The sequence below is a fragment of the Massilia sp. CT11-137 genome, assembly GCF_047302885.1.
GTDB classification, from domain to species: domain Bacteria; phylum Pseudomonadota; class Gammaproteobacteria; order Burkholderiales; family Burkholderiaceae_D; genus Telluria; species Telluria orientalis.
The window spans coordinates 238,246-254,575 of sequence record NZ_JBKYMP010000002.1; the positions used below are offsets into that span (position 1 = coordinate 238,246).

The 16,330-nt window shown below is 64.1% G+C and carries 14 protein-coding genes, 2 pseudogenes and 1 riboswitch; of the genes and pseudogenes, 5 read left to right on the forward strand and 11 right to left on the reverse strand.

Translation table 11 applies throughout. The annotated features are described in order from the left end of the window. Positions 1 to 101: 101 nt before the first annotated feature. Positions 102 to 815, reverse strand: a pseudogene (locus ACEN98_RS17810) (integrase core domain-containing protein); the annotation flags it as partial. A gap of 3 nt (positions 816 to 818) precedes the next feature. Between ACEN98_RS17810 and ACEN98_RS17815 the strand changes: the two are divergent. Further along, positions 819 to 1,460, forward strand: a pseudogene (locus ACEN98_RS17815) (integrase core domain-containing protein); the annotation flags it as partial. Here the strand turns inward: ACEN98_RS17815 and ACEN98_RS17820 are convergent. Next, on the reverse strand, positions 1,457 to 1,723 hold the full coding sequence (locus tag ACEN98_RS17820; protein WP_413386182.1) for a PAAR domain-containing protein: 267 nt from the start codon (positions 1,721 to 1,723) through the stop codon (positions 1,457 to 1,459). The pseudogene ACEN98_RS17815 and the gene ACEN98_RS17820 sit on opposite strands and share 4 nt — an antisense overlap. A gap of 82 nt (positions 1,724 to 1,805) precedes the next feature. Beyond that, positions 1,806 to 2,408 carry a hypothetical protein gene (locus ACEN98_RS17825; RefSeq protein ID WP_413386183.1) on the reverse strand — a complete coding sequence of 201 codons (603 nt, stop codon included), beginning with the start codon at positions 2,406 to 2,408 and terminating at the stop codon, positions 1,806 to 1,808. A 292-nt stretch (positions 2,409 to 2,700) separates the two neighbouring features. Here ACEN98_RS17825 and ACEN98_RS17830 point away from each other — a divergent pair, with 292 nt between their 5' ends. Together ACEN98_RS17830 and ACEN98_RS17835 are read left to right on the forward strand one after the other, a co-directional pair. Next, entirely contained in the window at positions 2,701 to 3,714 is a 1,014-nt protein-coding gene (locus ACEN98_RS17830; protein ID WP_413386184.1) for an IS481 family transposase, read from the forward strand. A gap of 748 nt (positions 3,715 to 4,462) precedes the next feature. Further along, entirely contained in the window at positions 4,463 to 5,113 is a 651-nt protein-coding gene (locus ACEN98_RS17835; protein ID WP_413386185.1) for a DVUA0089 family protein, read from the forward strand. A 3-nt stretch (positions 5,114 to 5,116) separates the two neighbouring features. Here ACEN98_RS17835 and ACEN98_RS17840 read toward each other — a convergent pair whose 3' ends face one another. Then, positions 5,117 to 7,075: a phosphatase PAP2 family protein gene (locus tag ACEN98_RS17840; protein ID WP_413386186.1), complete on the reverse strand. Its 1,959-nt coding sequence runs from the start codon at positions 7,073 to 7,075 to the stop codon at positions 5,117 to 5,119. A 155-nt stretch (positions 7,076 to 7,230) separates the two neighbouring features. Between ACEN98_RS17840 and ACEN98_RS17845 the strand changes: the two genes are divergently transcribed. Continuing rightward, positions 7,231 to 9,213: a PhoX family protein gene (locus tag ACEN98_RS17845; RefSeq protein WP_413386187.1), complete on the forward strand. Its 1,983-nt coding sequence runs from the start codon at positions 7,231 to 7,233 to the stop codon at positions 9,211 to 9,213. Positions 9,214 to 9,329: 116 nt separating this feature from the next. Here ACEN98_RS17845 and thiE read toward each other — a convergent pair whose 3' ends face one another. Genes thiE through thiC form a run of 5 tightly spaced genes read right to left on the reverse strand, consistent with a single transcriptional unit; the run spans position 9,330 to position 13,649 of the window. Beyond that, complete coding sequence (thiE, locus tag ACEN98_RS17850) at positions 9,330 to 9,935, reverse strand: thiamine phosphate synthase (RefSeq protein WP_413386188.1); 606 nt, start codon at positions 9,933 to 9,935, stop codon at positions 9,330 to 9,332. A gap of 10 nt (positions 9,936 to 9,945) precedes the next feature. Further along, a complete protein-coding gene (gene thiD, locus ACEN98_RS17855; protein WP_413386189.1) occupies positions 9,946 to 10,710 on the reverse strand; it encodes a bifunctional hydroxymethylpyrimidine kinase/phosphomethylpyrimidine kinase in 765 nt (254 codons plus the stop codon). Further along, positions 10,710 to 11,504, reverse strand: a complete 795-nt coding sequence (locus ACEN98_RS17860) for a thiazole synthase (RefSeq protein ID WP_413386190.1) — start codon at positions 11,502 to 11,504, stop codon at positions 10,710 to 10,712. Before ACEN98_RS17860 ends, thiD begins: the two co-directional genes overlap by 1 nt. Before the next feature lie 25 nt (positions 11,505 to 11,529). Beyond that, complete coding sequence (gene thiS, locus ACEN98_RS17865; RefSeq protein WP_413386191.1) at positions 11,530 to 11,733, reverse strand: sulfur carrier protein ThiS; 204 nt, start codon at positions 11,731 to 11,733, stop codon at positions 11,530 to 11,532. A gap of 2 nt (positions 11,734 to 11,735) precedes the next feature. Next, positions 11,736 to 13,649 (reverse strand): phosphomethylpyrimidine synthase ThiC, encoded by a 1,914-nt coding sequence (gene thiC / locus ACEN98_RS17870; RefSeq protein ID WP_413386192.1) that lies wholly within the window; start codon positions 13,647 to 13,649, stop codon positions 11,736 to 11,738. Between the two features lie 196 nt (positions 13,650 to 13,845). After that, a riboswitch (TPP riboswitch) is annotated at positions 13,846 to 13,949 on the reverse strand. A gap of 135 nt (positions 13,950 to 14,084) precedes the next feature. Between thiC and ACEN98_RS17875 the strand changes: the two genes are divergently transcribed. After that, positions 14,085 to 14,930 carry an MOSC domain-containing protein gene (locus tag ACEN98_RS17875; RefSeq protein ID WP_413386193.1) on the forward strand — a complete coding sequence of 282 codons (846 nt, stop codon included), beginning with the start codon at positions 14,085 to 14,087 and terminating at the stop codon, positions 14,928 to 14,930. A 119-nt stretch (positions 14,931 to 15,049) separates the two neighbouring features. On the opposite strand, the gene ACEN98_RS17880 is transcribed toward ACEN98_RS17875, so the two are convergent. Together ACEN98_RS17880 and ACEN98_RS17885 are read right to left on the reverse strand one after the other, a co-directional pair. Next, positions 15,050 to 15,334, reverse strand: a complete 285-nt coding sequence (locus ACEN98_RS17880; protein WP_413386195.1) for a DUF971 domain-containing protein — start codon at positions 15,332 to 15,334, stop codon at positions 15,050 to 15,052. Further along, positions 15,331 to 16,308: a HEAT repeat domain-containing protein gene (locus ACEN98_RS17885; RefSeq protein WP_413386197.1), complete on the reverse strand. Its 978-nt coding sequence runs from the start codon at positions 16,306 to 16,308 to the stop codon at positions 15,331 to 15,333. Before ACEN98_RS17885 ends, ACEN98_RS17880 begins: the two co-directional genes overlap by 4 nt. Positions 16,309 to 16,330: the final 22 nt, after the last annotated feature.

Consider the following 16,330-nt stretch of genomic DNA (forward strand, 5'->3'; position numbering starts at 1 on the left):
AGGTCGGGTCCAGGCGGACCCGACGGCTATCCGACGCCTCGGTCTCTCCATTGAGCCGAGGCTTTTTTATGCGCGCAGATACATTAAGGCCTAGCGGAGATTCAGTCTATGATGAAAGGTTTCGACAGCGAATTTACTGTGTTCTTGGGTGAGTACTTGTCGAGTCCCATTTGATCGTAAATGCATTTAACGAATAGTTCTGGCCGTTTCTGCTGCCATTCCTTGAGCGCGAGGATAGACGTTTTTGCGTCGAGTGCACGTTGCGGAATATGGTGGTTGTACAGCTTCAAATAGTTCATCAATGTAGCCTGCAAATCGGCTCTACTGTCGAAGCGGGTCTGCTGCAGCAACTCGTTGATACGGCCGTTGAAGCGCTCGACCATGCCGTTCGTTTGCGGGTGCCGTGGCGGCGTCAGGCGATGCTCGGCAGGCAGGGCTGCGCAGGCCAAGTCGAAGTCGTGCTGGCCGCTGGGCTTCTTGTCCCTGGTGGCGAAACGGTCGGTGAATTGCGAGCCGTTGTCGGTCAGGATCTTGCTGATCCTGATGGGCGAGGCCAGCTTCAGACGGCGCAGGAAATCGACACTGCCGTTCTCGGTCATGTCGCCGTAGATGTGCATGAAGACCCAGCGCGTGGCCCGGTCGATGGCGACGAACAGGTAGCGGCGCGAGGTCTCGTCCGGCATCTGGGGCAGGTACTTGATATCGATATGAATGAAGCCCGGCTCGTAGTCCTTGAAGGTCTTCTTCGCTTGAATCGCTTCGCCTTCGGCTTTCGGGATCACGTCTTCAAGACGCGACATCCCTTCGCGCTTGAGTTAGACCTGCGCGACCTGGTCGAACAGGAAGGTGTCGCGCCCGCCACGAAAAAGACCTTTAAGGACTACGAGCCGGGCTTCGTGCACATTGATATCAAATACCTGCCGCAGATGCCGGACGAGACGGCGAGGCGCTACCTGTTCGTCGCGATCGACCGCTGCACACGCTGGGTCTTCATCGAGCTGTATGCCGACCAGACCGACAGCAGCGTCGATTTTCTCGCCAAGGTCCACCAAGCCAGCCCCGTCAAGATCGTCAAGCTGCTCACCGACAATGGCAGCCAATTCACCGACCGCTTCACGGCCGGCGGCAAGAAGAAAGAACCGAGCGGCACGCACGTGTTTGACCGACTTTGCAAGCAGCTCGGTATCGAACACCGCCTTATTCCGCCTCGGCATCCGCAAACCAACGGCATGGTGGAGCGCTTCAACGGTCGTATCAGCGACATCGTCAATCAGACCCGCTTCGGCTCACGCGCAGAACTCGAAACGACGCTGCGCAACTACGTCAAGATCTACAATCACAACATTCCGCAACGCGCTCTCAACCATAAAACGCCCATTCAGGCGCTCAAGGAATGGGGCGAAAAGCGCCCGGAATTGTTCAGGAAACGCGTGTATAACCAGCCGGGTCTTGACACTTAGCCATGGGTTGCCGCGAGCAAGCTAGAAATCAGTGTGCACCCGCATGCACTATGATGGCCCTGCAAGGCCACCATTCGGTCGCCAATCAGGAAAGTTGGAGCTCCTTCGATGATAGGGTTTATGCCATGGCCTAGTATTGGACAGGACACGCTATCGCCGACACGGGCAATGCCGATTCCGGAAATGATATGCGTGGTAGAAGCTGAGATAACTTTGCCACCATGAGAAGTGGGGTCACCTAAGCGGATGATTGGCAATGCCATTTCTATACTGAGCTCCTGTTGATGACGTAGATGTTTGCTAGAACGACCTCGTGATCGTTCTATTCAGCGAAGCAAATAATCGCTAACTGGAAAGATTGTCGAGGTGCCTGAATGTTTTTTCCTTGTCAGCCAAAACATCGCTACGCAATCCCAGGTAAAATTTTGAGAAATCTTCCTTGCTGACGGATTCTCTAGTGATGCCATGGCATTCAAGCAATTTATTGATCGCATTAACTAGTGGAAGAGTTTCCGTTTCCGTCCGGATCATGCCTTTTAATGCAGCATCAAGATCGGGTGTCAACGCGTCGGCGGGTACATAGAATGCGGCATTGGACCGATTAGTCTCGTTTGCACTCGACATTAGTCGTATAAATACCGGTATCAATGAAGAATCCGCTTGTATCTGGTAAAGTTCCCACGCTGCCGAGATTTCTGCATCTTCGCGCAATTTCCCGGAATCCAATAGTTGTCTCACTATAGGGACGGCGCGCACCGGATCGGCCACAAAGAGCCCGCCAACGCTTTCACGGCTTCCGCCATTTAACACTCTTTCCAATAAATAATCGAAGGCCTTCGATCTTTCTTCGGGGGACATGCCGTCGAAATGAGCCTCATTCAACCCATCAAGCCGCTCTTTGTTGGCCGTTGTAAAAAAATCTAAGAATTTATGATATGCGTAGGTCATGGTTTTCGTTGGTCAAATTTTAGTAGCTGATCGATATAATTCGGTGACAACTGATGTGTAGATGAGCTCAAATCGACAATATGCATTTGAATGCCGTCGATTTTCCCTGTTTCCAAGCGATCCAACAGCAGGGGTTTTTCTTGATTGTGTCAAACGGTTTTAGGTGTTTAGTTTCGTGTGATCATGCTCCTCGTCGTAGCTGGCCTTTGTTTCGCGCAAGGGCTATGCTGGGCGACTTGATTGCTGGGTTCAGCAGTCCCGGCATTCAACCGCAACAGGAGCAGTTCGCAGCATGAGTTCACGCATCCATCCGCAAGCTCGTACGACCCCGAAAGTCCGGCAGGAGATCAAGGTTTCCGGCCTATCGGACCGTCAGGCGGCGAAGGTCTTCGGCATCACACGGGCGACGGCCGCGAAGTGGCTCAAACGGGATGACGTGCAGGACCGCTCGCATCGTGCGCACACGTTGCATACGACGCTGAGCACGGCCCAGGAAGCCATCGTTCTGGCACTGCGCCAGTCGCTCTATCTGCCCCTCGACGACCTGCTTTTCATTACGCGGCAATATATCAATCCCGACGTCTCCCGATCGGGCATCGCACGCCTGCTCAAGCGCGAAGGCATGTCGCGCCTGGAAGACGTGATTCCGAAGGCCGAGGGCGAAACCATCGCACCGAAAAAGACCTTCAAGGACTACGAGCCGGGTTTCATCCACATCGACATCAAGTACCTGCCGCAGATGCCGGATGAGACCTCGCGCCGCTATCTGTTCGTCGCCATCGACCGCGCCACGCGCTGGGTCTTCATGCACATCTATGGCGACATGACCGAGGCGAGCAGCGTCGATTTCCTACGTCGGCTCAAGCTGGCTTCACCCATCAAGATCAGCAAGATCCTGACTGACAACGGCTCGCAATTTACCGACCGTTTCGCCACCAAAGACAAGAAGCCCAGCGGCAAGCACGCCTTCGACGTCGCTTGCGCAGGCCTGCCTGCCGAGCATCGACTGGCACCGCCGCGTCATCCCCAAACGAATGGCATGGTCGAGCGCTTCAACGGACGGATCAACGAACTGCTACAGCAAACCCGCTTCGACAGCAGGGCCGACCTGCAGGCCACATTGCTGAACTACTTGAAGCTGTACAACCACCACATTCCACAACGCGCCATCGGCAGTAAAACGCCTATCCTCGCGCTCAAAGAATGGCAGCAGAAGCGGCCAGAATTATTCGTCAAACGCGTTTACGATCAAACGGGACTGGACACTCAGCTTTCTCCGCCAGATCCTGCGCCAGCCCACAAATAGTCAACGTCGGATTCCACGACCATGAAGTCGGAAACAACCCACCCCGGTGACATAGACATTCCTGACCCCATGCGGTCGATAATCGAGCCCACCGACGGACGTAGCCGAATCCTTCCCGATCCATAACGATGACGCCTCGTGCACGATGCATGGCCGGCGTCCCGGCCTTGGCGGGGTACGCGCGGCTGAGCTTGAACAATGGGCCGTTGTACTGGCTCGCCGGCGCCAGCGCGCCGTTGTTGTCCGCGTACGGTGTCGTGACCGGTGCGGCCGTCGCGGCCAGCGGGATCAGGCACAGGTCAATGGCAAAGTATCCGGGTTTCATGCGAGGCGTCCCCTTTCGTCAGTGGTTTGATTGCTCTGGGAACCTAACGCGCCGGAAATGTCGCAACGTTGAAGAAACGCAAGGATTCCCGTAATCAACACCGACCGTCGCCATTGCCATGCCGGCAGCATCCGGTTATGTGCCGCGTGGAATGGCTTTCCGCCCCCAGGCAAGGGGTGACAACGGTTTTGACAACGCGTCCGCCGCTTTAAAGCCCGCTATCGCGACGATTGTCGCCGCAAAACCGCGTCAATCCAGCCGATATGCGGCAGGCATATGTATGATTTATGGCAATTACCCCAGCAATGAGGTGCCGTCCACGCTGACAGCGGGCCGTCATTTATCGCAAGTCCTTGATTTCTCGTGCATTGATGGTCTGGCACACCAATTGCTGAGTATGGGTTTTTCAACAACGAGAAACGCATGCAAAAGCTGTTCACGATCCTGATGTGCGCCGCCGGATTCGTACTGGCGGGGGCCGCCCGCGCCACCGTCATCAACGGCACGATCCACAAGATCGACGGCGACAAGGATGGCCAAGTGGACGATGTCCGCATCTCGCAGTTCACGTTCACCGTCACGGCCGGGACGACGGTGTTCTTCGATTCGCTGGCCTACGAGGCGACCAACGTCGACCTGAACGGCGACGGGGTTATTACCGGCTTCGACGTCAACATGTGGCTGTTCAAGGGCACGACCCTGCTGCGCGACGAGGACGATTCGTCCCTCACCTTCGGCGACGGCTCCGTCCACCGTTACGACACGGCCTTCAGCCACACCTTCGGCGAGGCCGGCACCTACACGATGGCGATCGGAGAACATGGCCGCACCGGCTTCGACGCGCTGCGCGGTTATTCCACCAACACCTGGTTCAATCCGCGTGCAGGCAACCTGGACTGGGCCGCCTGGCGCGTCACGATGACGGCGACCAACGGCGCCATCGGCAACGTTGCGAACCTGAACGGCGACCCTGTCGCGGCCGTGCCGGAACCGGCCACGCTGAGCCTGCTCGGCGCGGGCATGCTCGGCGTCGCGGCCGCACGCCGGTGCCGTCCCGCCATGACATCCATGTAATCGCTATTTGCTCAAACGCAGCTGCAGACCCGTTTCGGTATAGGTCGGGGTCGCGGTGAAACCGTCGACGGCGATGGTCTCGAACTTCCCTTTCAGGCTCGTTGCAGCAATCACCGTCAGCGTGTCGCCAACGGCCGGCTTGTAGCCGTCCAGGAACTTGATCCGCAGCGTGCCGCCGGCGATCGTCGCGGTGCCGCTGACGTTGATGCGTCCCTGCTGGCCGGCACCCAGGCGCAGTTCGAGGGTTGCACCGGCGAGCTGCGTGTAGTTGCCGCCCACGACCAGCGCAGCCGGCGCGTTGCTGGCCACGGTACCGCCGCCGGCGACATAGACGTCGCCGTTGCCGAACGCCCTGGCCGACAGCGCCTCGAGCGTTCCCCCTTCGACCTGGGTGCCGCCCGTCCAGCTGTTCTGACCGCCCAGCTTCAGCGCGCCAGTACCTTGCTTGACCAGCTTCCCGCTGCCGGCAATGTCGTTGCGCCAGCGGTCGGCCGCATTGAAGCCGCCGTTGCTCGCATCCATGTTCACGATCACGTTACCGGTGAAGACGGCATAGCCTTCGGCCGCGGCGAACAGATTCAGGCGGCCCCAACCTTCAGGATCGTCCAGGACCGGGTAACCGGAGGGAATCGCCGTGGTTTTCAGCACGACGCGGCGCTGCGCGTCGGTCAGGTAAGGCAACCGCGTCTCGAGCAGCACTTCGGCGCCCTTCGGCACCACGGCCGGCAGGTTCGTGGCCCCGGTCTGCGGCAGGTTGTACGTCATCCGGCGGATGTAGTTGGCACGACTGGTGGCGTAGTCGGCGAAACGGTCGTTCGCGGCGGTGCCGGACACGGCGTAGGCCGCAAAGGTCGCCGGCGTGGTGCCGGTCAGCTTCATGAGGGTCGCATGGGCCTGCGTTACGGCAGCGGAGCGGACTGCGGCACCCGCGGCGATCAGGTTGGCGGCGGCCACGGCCTGCGCCTGGACCCGGCCACTGATGACGTCCAGCGGCGAATGCATGCCGGCGAGGATGCGGCTTTCGCCCAGTTCCAGGCCGCGACCGACCAGCTCCTGGTAGCGCTCCGGCAGCACGTAAGCCATGCCGACGGCATTGCGGGTCGCCTCGGCCGCGTGGCCGCTGGTGAAACCGCCGTCGGTGCTCGGGGTCGTGCTCTTGGCCGGCTCCAGTTGCGGCACGACCTTCACCGCGCTGCTCCAGCGGTAGGGACGCGCATATTTGTAGAAGCGCTTGGCGGGCTCGGTCGAGCCATTGTTACCCATCGAGTTGATCAGGTCGACGACCTTGCCGAAGTCGGCATTGGCGTCGCCGCCGACGCCGTTGTTGTTGCCGCCGTCATCGTATTTGACGGTGGTGGCATCCGCCGGAATGTCGGTGATCGTGGTGGTCTGGCGCGTGGCCGTGCGCCAGGCACTGGTCAGCGGACCCATGCCTTCGGTCACGCTGTAGCCCTTGTTGCGGCGATCGTCCAGGTAGGCCTGCAGCGTCTGCTCGGCAGTGCGGCTGGCGGTGGCTTTGACCACGTAGTCGATATTCGCGTTGTGAACGGCCGCGTTGACGATGGTGCCGCCTTGCGTGCCGTCGTTGGGCAGGCCGGTCCAGGTCGAGGCGACCACCGCGGGGAAACCATCCACGGCGGGCGCGGTGACGCCGGCGTCGACGATCTCGGTCAAGGGTTTCCAGATGTCGAGCATGCCGCCGAGTACGCGCACACCGGCGTTGGTCGCCAGGGTTGCATAGCGGGCGTCGCCACGCTGGTTGGTGGCGGCCGTATCGATGAAGGCCAGCGCCGACGGCACCGGCGCCGTGTCGGGTGCGCCCTGGTCGGCGGGCGCGGCCGGAATGGCGAGTATGGTGTCGGCATTGTCGTTGCGATCGGAGCCGCCGCAAGCTGTCAGCGCGAGCAGCGTGCCGGCAGCGATGGCGAGAGGAAGACGGCGCAGCGGATTGGGGTGGTGCATGCGAAACCCTTCAATGTGTTGTCAAGGCGGAAAAATCGATCGCATGATATGAGCGGCTGATGACGGCTTAATGACCGACGATTCTTGTAATTAGGGTGAAATATTTGTCAACTAATCTCCGGGCATTCCTTTTGTGAACCTTGGAGAGTTGACGCATGAACCCGAATCCCGACGTGTCCCGCCGCCGCCTGCTTCGCCTGATGGGCGCCACCCCGATGCTGCCGCTGGGCGCCGGCGGCGTGGCCGCTCTGCTGGCCGGCTGCGGCGGCGGCAGCGACAATGACACCCCGACGACCACCGCGCCGACGACGCCGGCCGTGACCCTCGCCAGCGTGTCGTTCGGGTCGATGACGGCGCCGACCCTGGCCGCCGCCGCCGCGATGGCGACGACCTCCGTCGGCTCGACGATGACGGTCAACTTCAGCGACAGCAGCAAGCTCGATTTCAAGCTGTCGTATCAACCGTTCTTCATCACGGGCGACATGGTCCCGAACGGCAGCGGCGGCACCATCCTCGCCGGCGGCTACTACGACATCAACAACAAGCCGATCGTCGACACCACCGTCGCCGGCAAGGAGCGCCAGTTCTTCTCGGACTCGCCGGACGGCACGTCGCTGCTGACGGTGCCGAACGCGAACGTGGCGGGCGTGAAGGGCAATACCGTGTTCGCCGTCGTGCAGTTCGAGTACACGACGTGGGCCCAGGACGGCAAGACCGACATGTACGGCCGGCTGCCGTCGCCGATCGCCGTGCTGACCCTCGACCAGGACAAGACCACCGGCAAGCTGACGCTCGTGAAGTACCACAACGTCGACACCTCCAGCGTGAACGGCCTGTGGATCACGTGCGGCGCGAGCCTGTCGCCGTGGGGCACCCATTTGTCGAGCGAGGAGTACGAGCCGAACGCCTACCTCGCCGCCTCCGATGCGCAATTCAAGGCCTTCAGCAAGAACCTGTACGGCGACGAGACGAAGGCGAACCCGTACAACTACGGCCACCTGCCGGAAGTGACGGTCAACGCGGACGGCACCGCATCGATCAAGAAGCACTACTGCCTCGGCCGCATCTCGCACGAGCTGGTGCAGGTCATGCCGGACAACCGCACCGTGATCATGGGCGACGATGCCACCAACAGCGGCTACTTCGCGTTCGTGGCCGACAAGGAAAAAGACCTGTCGGCGGGCACGCTGTACGTGGCCAAGGTCGGCACCGGCTTCTCGCTGGACCCGGCCGCAGCCGCCGCGCCGCTCACGTGGATCAAGCTGGGTTCCGCCACGAGCGCCGAAATCCGCTCGCTGGCCGCGTCGCTGAAACCGGCCGACATCATGGACGTCAAGACGACCGACCCGGCCGATGCCACCTACACGAAGGTCACCGCGAACGGCCGCGTCGAGTGGCTCAAGGTGAAGGCCGGCATGGAAAAGGCGGCCGCGTTCCTGGAGACGCACCGCTACGCCGCCCTCGTCGGCGCCTCGATGGGCTTCACGAAGATGGAAGGCACCACCGTCAACATCAAGGACAAGATTGCGTACTCGGCCCTGCAGAACTGCCAGAGCTCGATGGTCGCCGGACACGCGCTGAACGTGCCGGGCAATGGCATCTCGATCCCGAAGGCGCTGAACGCGGGCGCCGTCATGATGCTGAACCTGAAGGGCGGCCAGAAGGACACGGCCGGCAACGCCATTAACAGCGAGTGGATGCCGGCGGATACGAAGGCGCTGCTGGTCGGCGAAGACATCGCCGCCGACGCCCTCGGCAACACGGCGAACCCGGACAAGGTGGGCAACCCGGACAACCTGAAGTTCTCGGAAAAGATGCGCACGCTGTTCATCGGCGAGGACAGCAGCCAGCACGTGAACAACTTCCTGTGGGCGTACAACGTCGACACGAAGCAGCTCGCGCGCCTGCTGTCCGTGCCGGCGGGCGGCGAGTCGACGGGCCTGCATGCCGTCGACGACGTCAATGGCTGGACCTACATCATGAGCAACTTCCAGCATCCGGGCGACTGGGGTGGCATCCACGCCGGTGTCAAGGGCACGCTGGACCCGCTCATCAAGGCCAATTACAAGGACAAGTTCGGGGCGGCGGTCGGTTACCTGACCGGTGAGCTGGCGCAGTTCAAGCTGGCGAAGGCTTGACCGCGAACGCATGAACCGTCGCCCCTGCGAAGGCAGGGGCCCAATGTCGATGCGTTCACGCGGCGCAAAACTTGGCCCCCCGCCTTCGCGGGGGCGACGTCGAGGCCGCAGGCCGCTCAGAACAACGCCACGAACTCCCGCGCCGCCGAATACGGATCCGGCGCCTGCACCACGCTGCTGATCGCCGCGACCATATCGGCCCCGCGCGACACGAGCGGCCGCGCGTTCGCCGCCGTCATCCCGCCAATCACGACCACCGGCACGCACAGGCTGGCCTTGGCCTGCAGGACGATGTCCGGCGGCGTCGTCACCGCATACTTCTTCACGAGCGACGGATAAAAACCGCCGAACGCGACATAGCTCGCGCCCGCGCCCTGCGCGCGGCGCGCCAGTTCCAGGTCGCCGTAGCACGACGCGCCCACGATCTTGTCCGGGCCGACGACCCCGCGCACCGCCGCCACCGGCGCATCGAGGCCGCCCACGTGGATGCCGTCCGCATCGAGCTCCGTGCACAACGCGACGTGGTCGTTGATGACCAGCGGCCGGCCGTTGCGGCGGCACAGCGCGAGCAGGGCAGAGGCCTGTTCGCGGCGCAGATCCGGTCCCGCATCCTTGTGGCGGTACTGGATCAGCGCGGCGCCGGCGCGCAGCGCCTGTTCCGTCACGTCCAGCAGGCGGTCGGTGTCGTCCCAGTTCGGGGTCACCAGGTACAAACCTCGCATTTCTGTTCTCCTATGGATGGATGCGGCGCGGGATGCGCTGGCCCGGCGCGATGGCGTACGAGTGTGCGAGCGTCCGGTCGCAGTAGCGCTGGCCCAGTTCGAGCGCCTGCGCCATCGTGTCCCCCAGCGCCAGGCGCGCCGCGATGCTCGATGCGAGCGTGCAACCGCTGCCGTGGAATTCGCCGCGCAGCCGCGGCCAGCGCCATTCGCGCGCGCCCGCGGCCGAGAGCCAGCGGTTGACGACGTCGGCGCCGTTGGCGTGTCCGCCCGTGACCAGCACGTGAGGGCAGGGCAGGTCGGCGCCCGTCGTGGAGATGCCCAGCGCCGCCGCCTCCGGCAGGTTCGGCACGACGAGCGTCGCCAGCGCCAGCAGCGGCGCCAGCGCAGCGAGGGCGTCGCCGCGCGCCAGGCTGTCGCCGCGGCCGCTGGCCAGCACCGGGTCGAGGACGACGGGCAGGCCGGGCCGGCGCACCCGCAGCATGCGGATGATGCCGGCGATGGCTTCCGCGTTTTCTCGGCTGCCGGGGATGCCGATCTTCACCGCGTCGATGGGCACCGTGTCGGCCAGCACCACGGCCTGGCGCAGCAGCAGGCCCGCGTCGACGGGTACCACTTCGCGCACGGCGTTGTTGTCCTGGACCGTCAGCGCCGTCACGAGCGGCAGCGCGTGCGCGCCCTGGGCCGATATCGCTTCGATGTCGGCCTGGATGCCGGCGCCACCCGACGGATCGAGGCCGGCGCACACGAGGACGCAGGGCCGCGTGGCGGTCTCCATCAGATCCGGCCCGCCATCGGCGACGACGGCGATGCCGCGAATTTGCGCGGCATGCGGCCCGCCAGATACGCTTCGCGCCCCGCTTCCACCGCGAGGCGCATCGCACCCGCCATACGTACCGGATCCTGCGCGCCGGCGATGGCGCTGTTCATCAGCACGCCGTCGCAGCCCAGTTCCATCGCGATGGCCGCGTCGGACGCCGTGCCGACGCCCGCATCGACGATCACCGGCACCTGCGCCTGCTCGATGATCAGCGACAGGTTCCACGGATTCAGGATGCCCATGCCGGAACCGATCAGCGACGCGAGCGGCATGATCGCCGCGCAGCCGATGTCTTCCAGCATGCGCGCCTGGATCGGGTCGTCGCTGCAATAGACCATCACGTCGAAGCCGTCGCGCACCAGTTCGCGCGCGGCGACGAGCGTCTCGGGCATGTTCGGGAACAGCGTCTTTTCGTCGCCCAGCACTTCCAGCTTGACGAGCTTGTGCCCGTTCAGCAGTTCGCGCGCCAGCTGCAAGGTGTACACGGCGTCCTTGGCGTTGTAGCAGCCCGCCGTGTTGGGCAGGATGGTCCAGCGCGACGGCGGCACCACGTCGAGCAAATTCGGTTCGTTCGCGTGCTGGCCGATGTTCACGCGGCGGATCGCCACCGTGATGATGTCGGCGCCCGATGCTTCGGTCGCGGCGCGCGTCTGTTCCAGGTCGCGGTATTTGCCGCTGCCCACCAGCAGGCGCGAGTTGTAGGCCTTGCCGGCGATGGTGAGCGGCCGGTCCGCATGCGTCGTATTCGTCATGTCGTATTCCTTTTGAAGTTCAGGATCAGCCGCCGCCGATGGCGCGCACCACGTCCACGCGGTCGCGCGCCTGCAGGGGCGTGTCGCGCCAGCGCTCGCGCGGCACGACCTGGCGGTTCACGGCCAGCGCGAGCTTCTGTCCCGCGAGGCCCAGCGATTCCACGAGGTCGTGCAGGCTGGCCCGCGCCGGCAGCGTGTGCGCGGCGCCGTTCAGTTCGATCTCGACCATCCTTATTCCTTGTGATACAGCTCGGCGCCGCGCTTCATGAACTCGACGGCCTTCACCTGCATGCCCTGTTCCAGCGCGGCGTTCGCGGCGATGCCCTGGCCGGCCGCGTAGTCGCGCACTTCCTGCGTGATCTTCATCGAGCAGAAGTGCGGACCGCACATCGAGCAGAAGTGCGCCACCTTGGCGGAATCCTTCGGCAGGGTCTCGTCGTGGAAGGAACGCGCCTTGTCCGGATCGAGGCCCAGGTTGAACTGGTCTTCCCAGCGGAATTCGAAACGGGCTTTCGACAGCGCGTTGTCGCGGATCTGCGCGCCCGGATGGCCCTTGGCCAGGTCGGCCGCATGCGCCGCGATCTTGTACGTGATGATGCCGTCCTTGACGTCGTCCTTGTCGGGCAGGCCCAGGTGCTCCTTCGGCGTCACGTAGCACAGCATCGCGGTGCCGTACCAGCCGATATTGGCGGCGCCGATGCCGGACGTGATGTGGTCGTAACCCGGCGCGATGTCGGTCGTCAGGGGGCCGAGCGTGTAGAACGGCGCCTCGTGGCACTGCTCCAGCTGCAGGTCCATGTTTTCCTTGATGAGCTGCAGCGGCACGTGGCCCGGACCCTCGATCATCACCTGCACGTCGTGCTTCCACGCGACCTGCGTCAGCTCGCCGAGCGTCTTCAGTTCGGACAGCTGGGCTTCGTCGTTGGCGTCGTAGATCGAGCCCGGACGCAGGCCGTCGCCCAGGCTGAACGCGACGTCGTACGCCTTCATGATCTCGCAGATCTCTTCGAAATGCGTGTACAGGAACGATTCCTTGTGGTGGGCGAGGCACCACTTGGCCATGATCGAGCCGCCGCGCGAGACGATGCCCGTCAGGCGGTTCGCGGTCATCGGCACGTAGGCGAGACGCACGCCGGCGTGGATGGTGAAGTAGTCGACGCCTTGCTCCGCCTGCTCGATCAGCGTGTCGCGGTAGATGTCCCACGTCAGGTCCTCGGCCTTGCCATGCACCTTTTCCAGCGCCTGGTACAGCGGCACCGTGCCGATGGGGACGGGGCTGTTGCGGATGATCCATTCGCGCGTTTCGTGGATATGCTTGCCGGTCGACAGGTCCATCACGGTGTCGCCGCCCCAGCGCGTGGCCCACGTCATCTTCTCGACTTCCTCGCCGATCGACGACGTCACGGCCGAGTTGCCGATGTTCGCGTTGATCTTCACGAGGAAGTTGCGGCCGATGATCATCGGCTCCGATTCCGGGTGATTGATGTTGTTCGGCAGGATCGCGCGGCCTTTGGCGATCTCGTCGCGCACGAATTCCGGGGTGATTTCACGGGGAATGCTGGCGCCGAACGACTGGCCCGGATGCTGGCGGCCGATCATCTGCGCCATGCGCTTGCCCGTGGGGCCGGCGGCTTCCAGCGCGGCGAGGTATTCCTGGCGGCGCAGGTTTTCGCGGATGGCCACGTATTCCATCTCGGGCGTGACGATCCCCTGGCGTGCGTAGTGCATCTGCGTGACGTTGCGGCCGGGGACGGCGCGGCGCGGCTTGCGCTGCAGGTTGAAACGCAGCTCGGCCAGCTTCGGGTCGTTCAGGCGTTCGACGCCGTAGTGCGACGACGGGCCGGCCAGTTCTTCGGTGTCGCCGCGCTCGCGGATCCAGTCGGCGCGCAGCGGGGCCAGGCCGGAGCGGATGTCGATGGCGGCGTCGGGATCGGTGTACGGGCCGGACGTGTCGTAGACCCACACGGGCGGATTCGGTTCATGGCCGAACGATGCGGGCGTGTCGGACTGGGTGATCTCGCGCATCGGCACGCGGATGTCCGGGCGGCTGCCCGTCACGTAGACCTTGCGGGAATTGGGCAGCGGCGCGACGGCGGCGGCGTCGACGGTGGCGCTGGCGGAGAGGAATTTCGGATCGGCGTTCAAGTGCACTCCTTGTTGGTCACTGAGGGGCACTTCAAAACCGTCGCGAGCGACAGCAATTTTGTCCGAGACGCGGAGCTGTACGCTAGTACAGCGAGCATCGCAGGGCAAAAATGCAACGCGCAGCAGGTTTGGAAGTTCCCCGTAAGATCGGCGATCCAGCTGGAGGAGATGCGGAGAATACGTGCAGCGAACGTGCGCGTCGACTCTGTAGCTTCCCTTCGCTGGCATTATCCAGATCAGGTTCGGAGGGTATTTCTCACCCACGCCGTTGATGACGGCGCAGGACCCCTAGCATTGGCGTCGTTTCGTGCAGTCCACGAAACGACGGGACGGAGTGTACGCGGGTTTTATGCGCTTGGCAAACAGGAACCGCGGGTGTGGATTGGTGCATACTATCGGCCTGACTCTTCAGATCCCATCAGAACGAACCGATCCATGGCCCTGCTAACCCATCTGCTGCTGTACCCGATCAAATCCTGCGCCGGTATCGCCGTCCGGTCCGCCACCGTGCTCGAATCCGGCCTGTTCGCACTGGGCGTGCACGACCGCGAATGGATGCTGGTGACGGAAGACGGCCAGTTCCTCACGCAGCGCGAGCATCCGCGCATGGCGTTGGTCCGGCCGCTGCCGGATGGCGACAGGCTGCGCGTCCATGCGCCCGGCATGGATCCGCTGGTGTTGCCGCTCGCCTGGGACGCGTCCGCGCCGAAGCGCACGGTGAAGATCTGGGACGACACGGTGGACGCCGCCGATTGCGGCGACGCGGCGGCGGACTGGTTTTCGAATGCGCTGACAACTCCGTGCCGGCTCGTGCGTTTCCACCGCGACGTCGTGCGCCCGACGAGCACCAAGTGGACGAACGGCGTGGAAGCGCGGACGCGTTTCGCGGACGGTTATCCGCTGCTGCTGATCGGCCAGGCGTCGCTGGACGACCTCAACGCCCGCCTCGTCGCGGCCGGCCGCACGGCGCTGCAGATGGACCGCTTCCGCCCGAATCTCGTCGTCGACGGCATCGATGCCTGCGAAGAGGATTTTCTCGCGACGCTCACGATCGGCGACGTGGAGATCCGTCCCGTGAAGCCGTGCGCGCGCTGCCCGATTCCGTCCATCGACCAGGCGACGGGTGTTCCCGGCCCGGATCCGCTGGACATCCTGCAGACCTACCGCGCCAATCCGCGCATGGATGGCGCCGTGTGCCTGGGCATGAACTGCATCGTGACGGCGGGGGCCGGCAGCGAGCTGCATCTCGGGCAGGAATTGACCACCGAGATCGCGTTCTGATGTCCGCGTGGGCACGGGGTGCTACCGTACGGATTGATGTTCGCGTGGGCACGGGGTGCCCACCCTACGGCATCGCTACATCGTAGGGTGGGCGGCCCCCGCCCACGCGAACGCCGACATCACACGAACGTCGCCAGCATCTCGTACGGGTAGATCCCTCGCCGGTGCCCATCGCTGAACGTCAGGTTCAGCGCATAGGCACCCACCGGCTCGATGGCGGCCACGCGCACGGCGGCGTCTTCCGGCACCTCGATCCCGGCCCGCCGCTGCGCGCGGCATGCCGAGCACGGACACGCCGCGCGCAGCCGCGCGTGCGTCACGCGCGCGCTGCGGCCGTCCGGCCAGTGCAGCGCCAGCACGCCCTGCGCGGCGTGGTTCTCGATGGTCTCCGGCAGCGCCGTCATGCTTGCGCCCCGATCTGCTGCAGCGCGAGGCGCACGGACTTGCGCACTTCCGGATCCGGGTCGTTTTCCGCCGCGCGCAGCGCGGGCAGGGCGGCCGGCGAACCGATCTCGCCCAGCGCCAGCGCCGCTTCCTTGCGCAGATTGCCGATCGTGTGCGTGAGCGCCGCGGTCAAGCCGGGCAGGGCATCCACATTGCGCAGGCGGCCAAGGCTGCGGGCGGCGCGCAGGCGCACCTGCCAGTAGGCGTCGTCCAGCGCGGCGATGAGGGCCGGCGCCGCGTCGCGCAGGCGCAGCTTGCCGAGCGTCGTCGCAGCTTCCTCGCGCACCTGCCAGGCCTGGTCGGACAATGCGGCCAGCAGGGCAACCAGCACGGCGGGCATCTCTTCCGCGAAACCCAGCGCACCGGCCGCGGCGCGGCGGACTTCCGGCACCGGATCCTGGATCGCCAGCCGCGTCAGCGCGTCGACCGCATCGCGGCGTTTCAGGTAACCCAGCACGGTCAGGGCTTCGCGGCGCACGAGCGGATCGGCATCGTCCAGGGCCGCCAGCGCGGGCGCAAAACTGTCCGGCACGCGCAGTTCGCGCACGCCGCGCAGCGCGGCCGCACGCACGAAGGGCTCAATCGCGCCGATGAACGGCAGCAGTTCCTGTGCAGATTCCTGCAGCTTCAGTTCGGAGAGGCCCTGGGCCGCGGCGGCGCGCACGTCGGCGTCTTCGTCCGACAGCAGGCGCGCGAGGCCGCGCACGGTCGCCGGCGATTCGAAGGCTTCCAGCGCCCGCGCCGCTTCCGCACGCACGACGGCGGCATCGTCGCCGAGCGCGGCGAGCAGTAGCGGCACGTGGGCGTCGCCGTCCAGGTCGGCCAGGTCCATCACGGCGATGCGGCGCACCGTGGCATCTTTATCCTGCAGGCGCTCAAGGAGAGAAAAATGCGGTTCGGCGAGTTCGGGGTCGTCGTAAAAATCGGAAGTCACGGTGTGTCCTTGCATGGCAGAG

Coding starts and splice junctions, on each gene's coding strand:
- ACEN98_RS17835 (WP_413386185.1), top strand. CDS start 4,463: ATGCAAAAGCTGTTCACGATCCTGATGTGCGCCGCCGGATTCGTACTG.
- thiE (WP_413386188.1), bottom strand. CDS start 9,935: ATGCGAGGTTTGTACCTGGTGACCCCGAACTGGGACGACACCGACCGC.
- ACEN98_RS17830 (WP_413386184.1), top strand. CDS start 2,701: ATGAGTTCACGCATCCATCCGCAAGCTCGTACGACCCCGAAAGTCCGG.
- ACEN98_RS17840 (WP_413386186.1), bottom strand. CDS start 7,075: ATGCACCACCCCAATCCGCTGCGCCGTCTTCCTCTCGCCATCGCTGCC.
- ACEN98_RS17820 (WP_413386182.1), bottom strand. CDS start 1,723: ATGGCATTGCCAATCATCCGCTTAGGTGACCCCACTTCTCATGGTGGC.
- ACEN98_RS17880 (WP_413386195.1), bottom strand. CDS start 15,334: ATGACGGCGCTGCCGGAGACCATCGAGAACCACGCCGCGCAGGGCGTG.
- ACEN98_RS17845 (WP_413386187.1), top strand. CDS start 7,231: ATGAACCCGAATCCCGACGTGTCCCGCCGCCGCCTGCTTCGCCTGATG.
- thiS (WP_413386191.1), bottom strand. CDS start 11,733: ATGGTCGAGATCGAACTGAACGGCGCCGCGCACACGCTGCCGGCGCGG.
- ACEN98_RS17825 (WP_413386183.1), bottom strand. CDS start 2,408: ATGACCTACGCATATCATAAATTCTTAGATTTTTTTACAACGGCCAAC.
- thiD (WP_413386189.1), bottom strand. CDS start 10,710: ATGGAGACCGCCACGCGGCCCTGCGTCCTCGTGTGCGCCGGCCTCGAT.
- ACEN98_RS17860 (WP_413386190.1), bottom strand. CDS start 11,504: ATGACGAATACGACGCATGCGGACCGGCCGCTCACCATCGCCGGCAAG.
- ACEN98_RS17875 (WP_413386193.1), top strand. CDS start 14,085: ATGGCCCTGCTAACCCATCTGCTGCTGTACCCGATCAAATCCTGCGCC.